This is a genomic window from Corallococcus llansteffanensis (assembly GCF_003612055.1).
Classification (GTDB): Bacteria; Myxococcota; Myxococcia; order Myxococcales; family Myxococcaceae; genus Corallococcus; species Corallococcus llansteffanensis.
The window spans coordinates 1-14432 of sequence record NZ_RAWB01000237.1; the positions used below are offsets into that span (position 1 = coordinate 1).

Genomic DNA, 14432 nt, shown 5'->3' on the forward strand with positions numbered 1-14432 from the left:
GGGCGACCCCGGGTTTCCCTCTGGGGGAACCCTCGCGACATCACCTGCCCTTGAGAAAGGGCGGGCCGGCCGTTATAAGCCCCAACCCCACTACAACGCTGGACCTCCCACCCGTCAGGGGTAGGGGCAAGGCGCACTGGAGAGAAGCACCATGAAGCCCGACATGCACCCGGTCTATCCGCCTGCTCGCGTCACCTGCGCGTGCGGCAACGTCATCGAGACCAAGTCGACCCGCGGCTCGTTCAGCGTCGAAGTGTGCTCGAACTGCCACCCGTTCTTCACCGGCAAGTACAAGCTGATGGACACGGCGGGCCGCATCGACCGCTTCAAGAAGCGCTACGCGAACAACGCGCCCAGCATCAAGACGGGCGCGAAGACGGCCGCCGAGCCCGAGAAGGCGTAAGCCGCTTCAGACATCCCGCAGCACCCCACGAGCAGGGTCGTGGAGGGCCTCCCAGACAGAGGCGCTCCCCGCCCTGCTCGCGGTGTTTCCAGCATCCGTCGCACGTCAAGTTTCAGGGTGCTACAGGCCAGAAATTCGACGTAGCAGAAGACTGACCGCACAGTCCGCCCCGTCCCGAAGACGTGTGTCCCAAGACGGAGGCGAGATGTTCGCGGAAGCTGCTGCCCCTAACCTGAAGATTGTCCGACGCTCCAACACCGACGACGTCTTCGCGAAGCGTGGGCAGGACTACACGCTCATGCAGGGCGACAGCCTGGAGCTGATGGCGAAGCTGCCCGAGCAGTCCTTCGACCTCATCTTCGCGGACCCGCCGTACTTCCTCTCCAACGGCGGCACCACCTGCAAGAACGGCAAGCGCGTCTCCGTGGCCAAGGGCCAGTGGGACGTCTCCCGCGGGGTGGAGGAGGACCACGCCTTCACCACCAAGTGGCTCGCGGCCTGCCAGCGCCTGCTGCGCCCCTCTGGCACGCTGTGGGTGAGCGGCACCCAGCACGTCATCTTCAACGCCGGCTTCGCCATGCAGAAGCTGGGCTACAAGCTGCTCAACACCGTCACCTGGTACAAGCCCAACGCGAGCCCCAACCTGGCGTGCCGCTACTTCACGCACTCCACGGAGCTGCTCATCTGGGCCTCGCCGAAGACGGGCGGCAAGCTCCAGCACGTCTTCAACTACCAGCGCATGAAGGCGGAGAACGGCGGCAAGCAGATGCGCGACGTGTGGGCCCTGCCGCGCAACGGCGACGAGGAGCTCACCGCCGACGGCGCCGGCCGCATGTGGACGCAGACGGCCCCGCGCGGCGAGGAGAAGGCCTTCGGCAGCCACCCCACCCAGAAGCCGGTGGCCCTGCTGGAGCGCATCCTGGAGGCGAGCTGCCCGGAGAACTCGCTGGTGTTGGATCCGTTCAACGGCAGCGGCACCACGGGCGTGGCCGCCCTCAAGCACGGCCACCGCTACGTGGGCATCGACATGAACCCGGAGTACCTCGCCCTGTCCAAGAAGCGCCTGGACGCGGTGCTGAAGTAGTCCTCACGCGCGGGTGAGGATGAGCTCCACACCCTGACGGGCGATGGGGTGGTAGCGCGCCCCGTGCTTCTCGAACGCGGCGCGTGCCGTCTTGCGGTACTCGCGCGACGAGGCGAGCACGCTGTAGAGCGGCTTCAGGTACTTCATGCGGCCCACCTCGCCGAGGAACTCCTCGGCCCGGGCCAGCGCCGGCTCCCAGCCTGCCCGCAGCGCCGCCACCAGCCACGCCACCAGCACCTCCGAGTTGCGGCTCTTCGTGAGCGCGTACTTCGCGTCGAGCAGGCGGAAGACGTCCTTCGACGTGTCCGGCGGCATCGACTCCAGGTAGAGCTGCCACTCGGTGGGGGTCCAGTCCCGCACCTGCTCCTCCGACGGCACCAGCCCGCGCAGCTTCTCCAGCGCCTCCAGCCGCGCCGAATGCGGACGGGGCGCGCCCGGAGGCACGCCGGGCCGGTGCAGGTACGCGTCCGCGTCCACCCTGGCCAGCGCCCCCGGCAGCTCCTTCTCCGTGAAGAGGACGAACTCCTCCGTGGTGAGCGCCTGGAAGCGGTACGTCGCCAGGTACCGGCGCAGGAAGCCGTCGAAGGCGGGACGGCCCACCGCGTCCTCCAGCGCGCGCAGCAGCAGGTAGCCCTTCTCGTAGGGAATCTGGGAGAAGGCCTCGTCCGGGTCCACGCCCGACAGGTGCGTGCGCAGCGACGTGAGCTGCGGGTGCGCGCGGAAGTGGTGCAGCGCCTCGTCCAGCGACCTGCGCCCCAAGGCCGCGTGCAGCGCCGCGACCTCCGGCCCCGCCAGCGCCTCCAGGATGCGGCGCTCGGCGAAGACGGTGAAGCCCTCGTTGAGCCAGAAGTGCTCCGCGGACGCGTTCGTCACCAGGTTGCCCGTCCACGAGTGCGCAAGCTCGTGCGCCACCACGTTCACCAGGCTCTTGTCGCCCGCGATGAGCGTGGGCGTGAGGAACGTCAGGCGCGGGTTCTCCATGCCGCCGTAGGGGAACGAGGGCGGCATCAGCAGCAGGTCGAAGCGCTCCCAGTCATACGGCCCGAAGAGGGACTCCGCGGCCTTGAGCATGTCGTCCACGCCCGCGAACTCGTCCGCCGCCTCCTCCAGCGCCTCCGGCTCCGCCCACACCCGCGAGCGCGGCCCCAACTCCTTCGGCGCGAGGCTGCCCACCGCGAAGGCCAGCAGGTAGGGCGGCACCGGCTGGGGCATCTCGAAGTGCTCCTCCGCCTCCACGCCGTGCTCCTCGCGGCCCACGAAGCTCGCCGCCATCACCGCCTTGAGCCCCTTGGGGACGCGCAGGGACGCGCGGTAGCGGATGCGCAAGCGGGGCGTGTCCTGCAGCGGCACCACGCTGCGCGCGTGGATGGCCTGGCACTGGCTGAACAGGAACGGCTGCTGTCCGCCCGCCGTCTGCGAGGGCAAGAGCCACTGCAGGGCGCTTGCCTCCGGGGACGTGCGGTAGCGCACCGTGAGCTGCTTGAGCCCGGCCGGCAGCTCGATGCGCAGCCGGCTTCCCAGGATGGGCTCGGGAGGGGAGAGGATGTAGGGCAAGGGACGACCCTGGGCATCCACCACCGCGCGGATGTCCAGGTCCCGGGTGTCCAGGTCGAGGGGCCCCGCTGACGCCTCCTTGAGGGTCAGCGTGGCCTCCGCGTGCAGGCGGCGCGTCCGGAAATCGACGCGGGCCTTCCAGTCCAGCGTTTCCGTCTCCGGCTGCGTGCTGTCGTTGTACGAGTGCGGGTCGAGGCGAGCCATTGCCCCGACTTGTAGTCGGGGACCCGACCTCATGGCGAGCACCCCCGGAGGTGTTGTCGGTTGACTTCCGGGTCAATCGCCTACATTTGTGCAGTCCCCTACTTCCTTTCAAGGGAGCCAATTTCCGATGACGACCCGGATCCGAAAAGTGGCGGTGCTTGGCGCTGGCGTGATGGGCAGCGGCATCGCCGCGCATCTGGCCAACTCCGGCGTTCGCGCCCTGCTGCTGGACATCGTTCCCCCCAAGGCCGCACCGGGGGAGGACACCGCCTCCAAGGCGTTCCGCAACAAGTTCGCACAAGGGGCGCTGGCCAACCTGCGCAAGCAGAAGCCCAGCCCCATCGTGTCCGAGCAGGTGTTCACCTCCATCGAGGTGGGCAACCTGGAGGACGACCTCGCCCGGCTCGCCGAGTGCGACTGGATCATCGAGGTGGTGAAGGAGGACCTGGCCGTCAAGCAGGCCCTGTTCGCCAAGGTGGAGAAGCACGCGCGCAAGGACGCCATCATCAGCTCCAACACGTCCGGCCTCTCCATCGTGGGCATGACGGAGGGCCGCGGCGCGGAGTTCAAGAAGAACTTCCTCGTCACGCACTTCTTCAACCCCGTGCGCTACATGAAGCTGCTGGAGCTCGTGGCGGGCCAGCACACCGACCCGGAGGTGGTGAAGACCATCCACCGCTTCGGTGAGGAAGTGCTCGGCAAGGGCATCGTCTACGGCAAGGACACCACCAACTTCATCGCGAACCGCATCGGCGTGTACGGGATGATGCGGACCATCTCCGAGATGACCAAGACGGAGATGTCCATTGAAGAGGTGGACAAGATCTTTGGCCCGGCGATGGGCCGTCCCAAGTCCGCCGTGTTCCGCACCGCGGACATCGTGGGCCTGGACACGTTCACCCACGTGGCGAAGAACTGTTACGACACGCTCACCCACGACGAAGAGCGCAACGTCTTCGCCATCCCCGACTTCCTCCAGAAGATGGTGGAGAAGGGGATGCTGGGCGACAAGAGCGGCGGCGGCTTCTACAAGAAGGACAAGTCCGCGGGCGGCAAGGACATCCTCGCGCTGGACCTGAAGTCGCTGGAGTACCGGCCGCAGGCGAAGGTGCGCTTCGACTCGCTGGGCGCCGCGAAGGACATCGAGAACGTCCGCGAGCGCGTCGCGTCCGTGATGAACGCGACCGACAAGGCGGGCACGTTCGCCGAGCGCGTCACCCTGGACGTGCTGGCCTACTCCAGCCGCCGCATCCCGGAGATCGCGGACGACGTGGTCAACGTGGACCGTGGCGTGCGCTGGGGCTTCGGCTGGGACCTGGGGCCCTTCGAGGTGTGGGACGCGTACGGCGTGCAGAAGGGCGTGGAGCGCATGAAGGCGCTCGGCCTGAAGCCCGCCGCCTGGGTGGAGGAGATGCTGGCCAAGGGCCGCACGTCCTTCTACGGCGTGCAGGACGGCCGTGACACCTACTGGGACATCCCCACGAAGTCGGTGAAGACCGTGGTGGAGAACGCGCGCACCTTCCGCGTGGAGTACCTCAAGCGCGGCAACAAGAAGATCACCGGCAACGACAGTGCCACGCTGTGGGACACGGGCGACGGCGTCACGCTCCTGGAGTTCCACTCCAAGATGAACTCCATCGACGATGACATCATCGCGATGATGAACACCGCGCTCGACGAGACGGAGAAGAACTTCAAGGGCCTCGTGATTGGCAACGACGGCTCCAACTTCTCCGCCGGCGCGAACATCATGGCCATGCTGATGGCGGCCAAGAGCGAGGACTTCGACTCCATCCGCAAGATGGCGTCCGCGTTCCAGCAGGCCAACCAGCGCATGCGCTACAGCCCCGTGCCCGTCGTGACGGCGCCCTTCAACCTCACGCTGGGCGGCGGCGCGGAGGTCACCATGGGTGGCAACGCGGTGCAGGCGAGCGCGGAGCTGTACATGGGCCTCGTGGAAGTGGGCGTGGGCCTCATCCCCGGCGGCGGCGGCACGATGATGCTGCTGCGCAACGTGTTCGGCGCCTACGCGGCGGACAAGGACTTCGACGCGCTGCCCTTCCTCAAGAAGGTGTTCCTCGCCATCGGCACCGCGAAGGTGGCGACGAGCGCGGAAGAGGCGCGTGAGTTCGGCTTCCTGTCGGCCCAGGACGGCATCACGGGCAACCGCGACTTCCTGCTGTCGGACGCGAAGTCCCGCGTGCTGGGCCTGGCGAATGGCGGCTTCCGCCCGCCGCGCCCCACGCGCTTCCGGCTGCCGGGCCCCAGCGGCGCGGCCACCATCGACATGATGTTGTACGACATGCAGCTCAACAACCAGATCAGCGCCCACGACCGGAAGATCGCCCAGAAGCTGGCGCGCGTGCTGTCCGGCGGCGACACCAGCGCGACCGCGCTCGTGAGCGAGGAGAAGCTGCTGGAGCTGGAGATGGAAGCGTTCCTGAGCCTCATTGGCGAGGAGAAGACCCAGGACCGCATGATGTTCATGCTCGAGAAGGGCAAGCCGCTGCGCAACTAGCGCGAGGCGTTTACCCAATGGGTTGCCAGATTCGAAATCCGATGCACGCCCGGACGCTGTCCGGGCAGGGAGACACCTGACATGTCCGGTCGAGTCGTGATTGCCAGCGCGGTGCGCACCCCCTTCACCCGCGCGCACAAGGGAGAGTTCAAGGACACGCGGCCGGATACGCTCGCGGCCCTTGCCATCAAGGAGGCCATGGCCCAGGTCCCCGGCTTGAAGCCGGCGGACGTGGAGGACGTCATCATGGGCTGTGCGATGCCGGAGGCGGAGCAGGGCATGAACGTCGCCCGCAACGCCAGCCTGCTCGCGGGCCTGCCGGACACCGTTCCGGGCATGACCATCAACCGCTTCTGTTCCTCGGGCGTGCAGTCCGTGGCGCAGGCGGCGCAGGGCATCAAGTCCGGGATGATGCAGGTGGCCATCGCCGGTGGCACCGAGTCCATGTCCATGGTGCCCATGGGCGGCAACAAGGTCTCCGCCAACCCGGAGATCATGGAGAAGAACCCGGAGGTCTACACCTCCATGGGCGCCACCGCGGAGAACATCGCCTCGCGCTACAGCGTCACGCGCGAGGACGCGGACAAGTTCGCCGCGGAGAGCCAGCGGCGCGCGGCCACCGCGCGGGAGCAGGGCAAGTTCAAGGAGGAGATCTTCCCCGTCACCACGACGATGTACGACGAGGACGGCGCGCGGAAGGAAGTCACCGTCTCCGTGGACACCATCCTGCGTCCGGAGACGACGGTGGAGGGCCTCGCGAAGCTGCGCCCGGCCTTCAACGCCAAGGGCGTGGTGACGGCGGGCAACGCGTCGCCGCTCACCGACGGCGCGGCCGCCGCGGTCATCATGAGCGAGGAGAAGGCGAAGGAGCTCAACGTCAAGGCGCTGGGCTACTTCGTGGACTACGTGGTCGCCGGCGTGCCGCCGGAGATCATGGGCGTGGGTCCCGTCCCCGCCATCCGCAAGCTCCTGGAGCGCAACAAGCTGAAGGTCGAGGACATCTCCGTCTTCGAGCTCAACGAGGCCTTCGCGGCGCAGGCGCTGCACTGCATCCGTGAGCTGGGCATCCCGCTGGACAAGGTGAACCCGAACGGCGGCGCCATCGCCCTGGGCCACCCGCTGGGCGTGTCCGGCGCGCGCATGGTGGCCACCATCCTGCGCGAGCTGAAGCGCCGCGACGGCCGCTACGGCGTCGTCAGCATGTGCATCGGCGGCGGCATGGGCGCCGCGGCGCTCGTGGAGCTCGCGAAGTAGTCCGCTCCCACTTCGCGCCCCTCGGTTGAACGCGAGGGGCGCGGGGTGGTTGTCAGGAGGCCGGGGCGTCCGGGTCGTACACCGGGACGCCCGCCAGGCGCAGCACCCGCAGCGCGTTGGTGGTGTCCACCACCCCCTGCCGGAGCCGGTAGTCGAACACCATCTTCCCGTCCTCCAGGTGGTCGCGGAAGTGCACATTCACCACGTGCGAGTCCTTCTCATCCGCCAGCACCGCCAGGGACAAATCGTGCGTCGTCACCGCGCCACAGGCGCCGGAGGCGAGCAGCAGGCGCAGCACCTCGCGCGAGGCAATCTGCCGCTCGCGGGTGTTGGTGCCCAGCAGGATCTCATCCAGCAGGAAGAGGGCTTGGCCGTGGGCGGCCTTCGCTGCGTCCAGCACCATCTTCAGTCGCTGCACCTCCGCGTAGAAGTACGACACGCCGCGCTCCAGCGAGTCCTTCACGCGCATGCTGGTGAGCACCTGCAGCGGTGACAGGCGCAGCGTGGCCGCGCACACGGGGGCTCCCGCCAGCGCCAGCACCACGTTGGCGCCCAGCGCGCGCATCAGCGTCGTCTTGCCGCTCATGTTGGAGCCGGTGATGAGCAGCGCGTGACGCGCGCCGGGCAGCGAGACATCGTTCGCCACCGGCGCGTCCAGGAGCGGGTGCCCCAGCGCGGTGGCCTCCACGCGCGGGCCCTGGGACTCCAGTTGGGGCCATGAGAAGGCGGGCCGGTCATGCGCCAGGCCTCCCATGCAGCAGAGGGCCTCCAGCTCCGACAGGCCCTCGAACCACTGGCGCACGTGCTGGCCGTGCGCGGCCCTCCAGCCCTCCAGCGCGAAGAGGGCGTGGATGTCCCAGAGCGTGAGCCAGTGCACCAGGGCGTGGAACTGGTGCCGCTTGAACTCGATGAGCGAGTACAGCCGGCTGAAGCGCCGGAAGAGGTCCGACACCTGGGGGCCCTGGCCTGGGTGGAGCCCGGCCTGGAGCTGCTTCAGGCGCGGGTGTTCGAAGGTCTGCTTCTCCACGCGCTCGAAGAGGGCCGCGTAGCGCACGAAGCCGCGCTCGCCGCGCTCCACGGCCTCGTCCATCCGCTTGAGCGCGGGGCGCGTGGCCACCGCGACGCCGAGCTGCGCGAGCAGTCCCAGCCACACGAGGCTGTCTGGAATCACCCCCACGGTGCCCAGGATGAACAGGGTGAGCGTCACCACGGGCAGCACCACGGCGAGGGGCCGCGACCAGCGGATGGAGTCCAGGGCCGGGCCGGACTCCGCCCATTGGATGAAGAGGGCCGGGTCCGCCTTGTCCTTCGCCACCACGCGGGCGTCCACGCAGAGCTCCTGGCGGAAGTCCACGCGCGGGGCCAGCTCCCGGGCCGCGCCCTGCCGCGTTACGACCGTGTCGGCGTCCGCCGGCGCGGACAGCCACGCCGCCAGCCGCTCCTCGCCCGCGCGGGTCGCCGTCTCGTTGATGAGCTGGAAGAGGCTGCCCTGGCCAAAGACATCCAGGTCCGTGGCGTACAGGTGGTTGGCGGACAGGAACCGCTCGCCGGTGTCCGTGAAGGCGTGCCAGCCGCCCTCCAGCCGCGCCAGGCCCCGCTCGTTGAGGAGGACGAAGTGCCGGGCCCGCTGCTCCTTGAGGAACACCTGGTGGTGCAGCACGGCCAGCAGACCGTAGATGGCGAGCGCGCCCGCCGCCGCCCACCACCACGGCTTCGGCAGCCGGCCCAGCAGCGTGAGCAGCCCCACCCCCGCGGCGGCCACGAAGGCCACGGTGCGCAGGTTGGCGTACCTCGCGCTGATGCGGTCCAACACCGTCAGCTCCGCCTGGGCGGCAGCGCGACGGTCGGTGTACGTGCGGTGGGGACTCAGGGACTCGGTAGGGGCGGGCACGGTGGCCGCGCATGCTGAGCGGCCCCCCGTCCGAGGGCAAGCGCGCAACGCGCCCCGCGCGGCTTCCGGTGCGAACCGAGAACCGCCACCGCTGCTGGAATAACGCTGAATCCGTTAGTTGCCGTTCTAGGGCTGATACGGTGTTTCGCTGTCTCGCGCGTCCTCCCGACGCGTGGAGGGACGGGGCACATGGCAATGACTGGCTGGAAGCGTGGTGCGTGGATGGCGCTGCTGCTGTGGGCGCAGGCGGCCTTCGCTGGCACGGCGACTGTCTATTATTACACGCCCTACAAGGCCTGGAGCGCGGCCTACCTCCACAACGATGCGGCAGGCACCTGGACGACCGTGCCGGGCGCTCCCATGTCCGCGGCCTGTACCGACTGGGTGATGCGGGTCGTCACCACCGGCACGGCCACCACCTTCCAGGCGGTCTTCACCGACGGGCAGAACCACTGGGACAACGCGGGCACCTCGTCCGGGAACTACAGCGTGCCGACGTCCGGCACGCACCAGGTGAAGAACGGCCAGCTGCTCGCGAACGCGGGCTCCCCCTGCACGACGACCGGGAACAACAGCGCGGAGGTCTTCTATTACACGCGCACGCGCGGCTGGAGCGCGGTCAACCTCCACTACGCGCCCACGGGCGGCACCTGGACGACGCCACCCGGGATCGCCATGAACGAGACGGCCTGCACGGACTGGGTGAAGAAGACCGTCTCCCTGGGGACGGCCACCGGGATGAAGGCGGACTTCAACAACGGCAGCGTCTGGGACAACAACAACGGCGCGGACTACACCCTGGGGACGGGGCGCATCACGGTGAAGGACGGCGTCGTCACGGCCAACGCCGCCTCGCCCTGCGTGGTGCTGCCTCCGGACACGACGCCGCCGTCGGTGCCTTCGGGCGTCACCGCCACCGCGTCCGGGACGTCCATCAACATCGCCTGGAGCGCGTCCACCGACGACCGCGGCGTCACCGGCTACACGCTCACCCGCACGGGCGGCACGCAGGGGACGAAGAGCTTCACCGTCACGGGCACGGCGTTGGCGGACAGCGGCCTGGAGGCCCTGACGACCTACGGCTACACGGTGAAGGCCTTCGACGCGGCGGGGAACACGTCCACGGCGAGCAGCGCGGCCTCCGCGAAGACGGGCTCGGCGCCTCCGCCTCCCGCGCCGGGCGAGCCCCTGGGCGGCGACATCCGCGAGGACTCCATCTACTTCGTGATGACGGCGCGCTTCTACGACGGCGACGCGAACAACAACCGCGGCGGCAGCATGCACGTGAAGTCCGGCAACGCGGCGAACAACGACCCGATGTTCCGGGGTGACTTCAAGGGCCTCATCCAGAAGCTCGACTACATCAAGGCGCTGGGCTTCTCCGCCATCTGGATCACCCCCGTGGTGCTCAACCGGTCCGACTATGACTACCACGGCTACCACGGCTGGGATTTCTACCGCGTGGACCCGCGCCTGGAGTCCAGCGGCGCGACCTACCAGGACCTGATCAACTCGGCCCACCAGAAGGGCCTCAAAATCATCCAGGACGTCGTCTACAACCACTCCAGCCGCTGGGGCGCGAAGGGCTTGTTCTCCGCGAAGGTGTTTGGCGTCCGCGACAGCCAGTGGAACTGGTACTACGACGCGCCGGTGTCTGGCTTCGAGTACGACGGCCTCACCGTGGAGCCCACGTCCGGCAAGTCCTATTACAACGGGGACCTCTGGTCGACGGCGGAGCCCGCGGGCAACACCTGCCGCAACTGGGGCGTCCCCACGTCCTCCACGAGCCAGGAGGGCTACCGCATCTACAACTGCCAGTGGCCCAATCCCACCTCCGGCATGTTCCCCTCGAACCTCTTCCACCAGTGCTGGATTGGAAACTGGGAAGGGGAGGACTCGCGCAGTTGCTGGATCCACGAGGACCTGGCGGACTTCAACACGGAGAACGCCACCGTCCAGGCGTTCCTCGTGGACGTCCACAACCGCTTCATCGACCGGGGCGTGGATGGCTTCCGCGTGGACACGGCGGTGCACATCCCCCGCGTGACGTGGAACCGCCGCTTCCTGCCGGCCGCGCATGCCCACGCCGAGGCGAAGTTCGGCGCCAAGGGCCGCGACTTCTTCATGTTCGGCGAGGTGGGCTCGTTCGTGAACGACAAGTGGAACCGGGGCTCACCCAACCACTCCGCGCAGTTCTTCACCTGGAAGGAGCGCAAGACGTACAGCAGTGACGACGTGGCGGCGGCGCTGGAGCAGTACAACTACGAGCAGACCCAGGGCACCGCCAACCAGCCCACGTCCACCAACGCCTTTCTCCAGGGCAATTCCTGGCACGCCCCGGACGCCAGCCAGTTCTCCGGCATGAGCGTCATCGACATGCGCATGCACATGAACTTCGGCGAGGCGAGCAACGCCTTCTGGAACGGCAAGGACTCCGACGACAGCTACAACGACGCCACCTACAACGTCGTGTATGTCGATTCCCACGACTACGGTCCCAACAAGTCATCCACGCGCTACGCCGGAGGCACCGATGCCTGGGCGGAGAACATGAGCCTGATGTGGACCTTCCGGGGCATCCCCACGCTGTATTACGGCTCGGAGATTGAGTTCCAGGCGGGCAAGCCCATCGACTGCGGGCCCACCTGCGCGCTGGCCACCACCGGCCGCGCCTACTACGGCGCGAACCTGGACGGCAGCGTCACCGCCGGCGACTTCGGCGTGGTGGGCAGCGCGTCCGGCGCGGTGGCCACGACGTTGGGCAAGCCCCTGGTGAAGCACGTGCAGCGGTTGAATCAGATCCGCCGCCGCATCCCCGCGCTCCAGAAGGGGCAGTACTCCACCGAGGGCATCACCGGGAGCATGGCGTTCAAGCGCCGCTTCACGGACTCGGCCAAGGGCGTGGACAGCTTCGCGCTGGTGACGGTGTCCGGCAGCGCCACGTTCAGCGGCATCCCCAACGGTACCTACAAGGACGCCATCACCGGCGACGTGCGGACGGTGAGCAACGGCACGCTGGCCGCGACGGTGTCCGGGAAGGGCAACCTGCGCGTGTACGTGCTCGACCTGCCGGGGAGTCCCGCGCCGGGCAAGGTGGGCGTGGACGGGCCCTGGCTGAAACCCTGAGCGCACCGCGATGACGCAACGCCGGGGGCGCGCGGATTTGACTTTCCGTGCGCCCCCGGGATTTGAATGCGCGCGTGAGGGACGGACAGGCCGGGCCGCCCTTCACGGACAGGGTCACCCCATGTCGTTGCCCAAGGTCTTTCTGTGCGGGGGGCTGCTCGTCGGCACCCTCGCCGCGCCTCCCGCCGAAGCCCGCTTTGGCAAGCACTCGGATTCGTCCTCGTCTTCTGGCGACGCGAAGCCCGCCCACAAGGCCACGGCCATCGGCGTGGACGACGACGACGATGATGACGCGAAGCCGGACGAGAACGAGAACCGGGGGCTGAAGGCTCCCGTGACGGTGTCCTCCTCGGACGACTGCTGTCGTTACAGCGGGTCGGACGATGTCGCCGCGGTCATCCTCGGAGCTGTCTTCGAGCTGATCCTGAGTGGCGTGGGCGAGGCCATCGCCAGCACCGGCACCCACCACGGGGCCCAGCCCGCCGACGACCCGAACGAGGTGCCCCTGCCGGGCTCACTGCGGCACGCCGTTCCGTTCTCCTTCCGCATGGGCGCGCAGGTGTCGCCCTTCCAGCAGCGCGGCACGGGGCTCGACTTCAACCTCGGCTGGGACCTGCGCCGCTTCGGCGCGGACCTGCGCGTCATCCGGTTGGACCTCACGAGCGGGGCAAGCTCCCGGGGGGAGCGCACCCTGGGGACTGTCCACGTGACGTACGCGCCCATCGTCCAGGAGAACGTCCGGGTGCGCGCCGAGCTCGGCGTCTCCACCGCGGACCTGCCCCAGGGCCTCTACGTGGGCCCCAGCCTGGGCATGTCCCTGGAGGCGTGCGTGCTGGGGCCCCTGGACGTGGAGGCGCGCATGCAGGTGACGCCCTTTCCCTACCGGCAGGCCGACCTGCGCACCGGCCTCGCGCTGCACCTGGGCAGCTTCATGCTGCGCGGCGGCGTGCACGGCCTCTTCCTGGACCCCGACGTGAGCATCACCAGCCGGGACCGGCTCTTCGGCCCCGAGTTCGGGATGGGCTTCACGTTCTAGAATCGCGGTCCCTGGAAACACCACGGGCCCGGCCGCGGGGGTGTACGCGGTCAGGCCCGTTGGACGTCTTGAGCCCGCCGCGAGGCGGGCCGTGCGGCCTACTTCTCCTTGGAGGCCAGCTTGCGCAGGGCCTTCTGGTCACGCACGCAGAGGATGCGGCCGACGTTGCCGAGCACGCCCTCGCGCTTCATCTCGTTGATGAGCGTGGACACGAAGGAGCGCGAGGCGCCGACGAGGTCCGCCAGGTCCTGCTGGGTGATGCCGCGCAGGTCCGTCTCGCCGCCGTGCGGGCAGCGCTCGCCGTGGGCTTCCACCAGCGTCAGGAGGGTGTCCGCCAGCCGGGCCGGCACTTCCTTGAAGGTCAGGCCGAGCACGCGCTTGCGCAGGGAGCGCACGCGATCCGCGTAGGCGCGCACCACGTCCACCGCCAGGGCCGGACGGGCCTCCAGCTGGGCGCGGAAGTCACGGCCCTCGATGCTCCACACCTCGGCCTCGCCCGCGGCCACCGCCATCTCCTCGATGGGCGTCCCCTCGGGGCGGAACAGCTCGCCGAACAGGTCGCCCGGACGCAGGATGGACACCACCGAGCGGGTGCTGTTCTTGCCGATGCGCATCAGGCGCACGCGGCCGGACTTCAGCAGGTACACGCGGTCCGACGTGTCGCCGGGGCGGTAGATGGTCGAGTTGTGCGGGAAGGACTCGACCTTGAAGTAGCCCTTGAAGTCGATCGCTTCCTGGCCGGGCACCAGCTTGTTCGCCGTCACCATCATCCCGGAGCTCGTCGCCTGCAGGGGCGCCACGACGTTGGAACCGATGGGGCCGAGGGGGCGATTGAAACCGTGCATGGGGACTCTCCTGGAAACGAAAGGAAGGAAGCGTGGGGAAGGTTGGCTGGCCTGTCTGCGGCGAGCTGACCTTGCTCTTTCCAAGAGCCGTGCCAGGGACACTTCAACTATTCCCAGGGGAACAGTTCCAGGAATGCCGGGTACTTAGCGCTACACCGTGGTTCCAACCCCCCAAGTGTGTCCGAAACCTGAAACAAAACGTTCAAACAGTCTGATCAATTTGAACGAAACGTTCAAGGGGGGGCGGGGGACTGTCCGGCCAGGGACAGTGTCAGGAAGCATCCTTCACCGGGTAAGGGTGCACCTGTGGACCCTGGCCCTGTGCAAGACCGAACTTTTGAAGCTTTCGTTCAAGGGTCGGACGGCTGATGCCGAGAATCTGACAGGTCCGGCCCTTGTGGCCCTTGGTGACGGCCATGGCGCGGGCGATGAGCTGCCGCTCGGCCTCCTCCAGGGTGGGGATGAGGCTGGGGTCGTCCACGGCGGGGGCGGCGAACATGGGGCCGGTCTGGCCGGG

10 protein-coding genes are annotated in these 14432 nt (G+C 68.3%); 6 read left to right on the plus strand and 4 right to left on the minus strand.

Going from position 1 to position 14432, the window contains the following annotated elements; genetic code table 11:
- Positions 1-151: 151 nt before the first annotated feature.
- Both rpmE and D7V93_RS21865 read left to right on the plus strand, forming a co-directional pair.
- Positions 152-403: a 50S ribosomal protein L31 gene (gene rpmE / locus D7V93_RS21860; RefSeq protein ID WP_120609568.1), complete on the plus strand. Its 252-nt coding sequence runs from the start codon at positions 152-154 to the stop codon at positions 401-403.
- Between the two features lie 205 nt (positions 404-608).
- Positions 609-1487 (plus strand): DNA-methyltransferase, encoded by an 879-nt coding sequence (locus tag D7V93_RS21865; RefSeq protein ID WP_120624542.1) that lies wholly within the window; start codon positions 609-611, stop codon positions 1485-1487.
- 3 nt (positions 1488-1490) lie between these two features.
- Here the strand turns inward: D7V93_RS21865 and D7V93_RS21870 are convergent, their stop codons facing one another.
- Positions 1491-3245, minus strand: coding sequence for a M1 family metallopeptidase (locus D7V93_RS21870; protein WP_120645264.1), 1755 nt, complete (start codon positions 3243-3245; stop codon positions 1491-1493).
- A 127-nt stretch (positions 3246-3372) separates the two neighbouring features.
- Between D7V93_RS21870 and D7V93_RS21875 the strand changes: the two genes are divergently transcribed.
- Together D7V93_RS21875 and D7V93_RS21880 are read left to right on the plus strand one after the other, a co-directional pair.
- The gene (locus D7V93_RS21875) at positions 3373-5763 is read left to right on the plus strand and encodes a 3-hydroxyacyl-CoA dehydrogenase/enoyl-CoA hydratase family protein (RefSeq protein WP_120645265.1); all 2391 of its coding nucleotides are present in this window, start codon (positions 3373-3375) and stop codon (positions 5761-5763) included.
- Positions 5764-5844: 81 nt separating this feature from the next.
- Positions 5845-7017: a thiolase family protein gene (locus D7V93_RS21880; protein WP_120645266.1), complete on the plus strand. Its 1173-nt coding sequence runs from the start codon at positions 5845-5847 to the stop codon at positions 7015-7017.
- 52 nt (positions 7018-7069) lie between these two features.
- On the opposite strand, the gene D7V93_RS21885 is transcribed toward D7V93_RS21880, so the two are convergent.
- Complete coding sequence (locus tag D7V93_RS21885) at positions 7070-8908, minus strand: MutS family DNA mismatch repair protein (protein ID WP_208723102.1); 1839 nt, start codon at positions 8906-8908, stop codon at positions 7070-7072.
- 189 nt (positions 8909-9097) lie between these two features.
- Between D7V93_RS21885 and D7V93_RS21890 the strand changes: the two genes are divergently transcribed.
- Both D7V93_RS21890 and D7V93_RS21895 read left to right on the plus strand, forming a co-directional pair.
- On the plus strand, positions 9098-12034 hold the full coding sequence (locus D7V93_RS21890; RefSeq protein ID WP_120645268.1) for a carbohydrate binding domain-containing protein: 2937 nt from the start codon (positions 9098-9100) through the stop codon (positions 12032-12034).
- Positions 12035-12155: 121 nt separating this feature from the next.
- Positions 12156-13070: a hypothetical protein gene (locus tag D7V93_RS21895; protein ID WP_120645269.1), complete on the plus strand. Its 915-nt coding sequence runs from the start codon at positions 12156-12158 to the stop codon at positions 13068-13070.
- Positions 13071-13168: 98 nt separating this feature from the next.
- Here the strand turns inward: D7V93_RS21895 and mrpC are convergent, their stop codons facing one another.
- Both mrpC and D7V93_RS21905 read right to left on the minus strand, forming a co-directional pair.
- Entirely contained in the window at positions 13169-13915 is a 747-nt protein-coding gene (mrpC, locus tag D7V93_RS21900; RefSeq protein ID WP_014395195.1) for a Crp/Fnr family transcriptional regulator MrpC, read from the minus strand.
- A 271-nt stretch (positions 13916-14186) separates the two neighbouring features.
- On the minus strand, positions 14187-14432 hold a 246-nt coding region (locus tag D7V93_RS21905), incomplete at its 5' end, for a helix-turn-helix domain-containing protein (protein WP_208723103.1).

Coding starts and splice junctions, on each gene's coding strand:
- D7V93_RS21865 (WP_120624542.1), top strand. CDS start 609: ATGTTCGCGGAAGCTGCTGCCCCTAACCTGAAGATTGTCCGACGCTCC.
- mrpC (WP_014395195.1), bottom strand. CDS start 13,915: ATGCACGGTTTCAATCGCCCCCTCGGCCCCATCGGTTCCAACGTCGTG.
- D7V93_RS21880 (WP_120645266.1), top strand. CDS start 5,845: ATGTCCGGTCGAGTCGTGATTGCCAGCGCGGTGCGCACCCCCTTCACC.
- D7V93_RS21875 (WP_120645265.1), top strand. CDS start 3,373: ATGACGACCCGGATCCGAAAAGTGGCGGTGCTTGGCGCTGGCGTGATG.
- D7V93_RS21870 (WP_120645264.1), bottom strand. CDS start 3,245: ATGGCTCGCCTCGACCCGCACTCGTACAACGACAGCACGCAGCCGGAG.
- rpmE (WP_120609568.1), top strand. CDS start 152: ATGAAGCCCGACATGCACCCGGTCTATCCGCCTGCTCGCGTCACCTGC.
- D7V93_RS21890 (WP_120645268.1), top strand. CDS start 9,098: ATGGCAATGACTGGCTGGAAGCGTGGTGCGTGGATGGCGCTGCTGCTG.
- D7V93_RS21895 (WP_120645269.1), top strand. CDS start 12,156: ATGTCGTTGCCCAAGGTCTTTCTGTGCGGGGGGCTGCTCGTCGGCACC.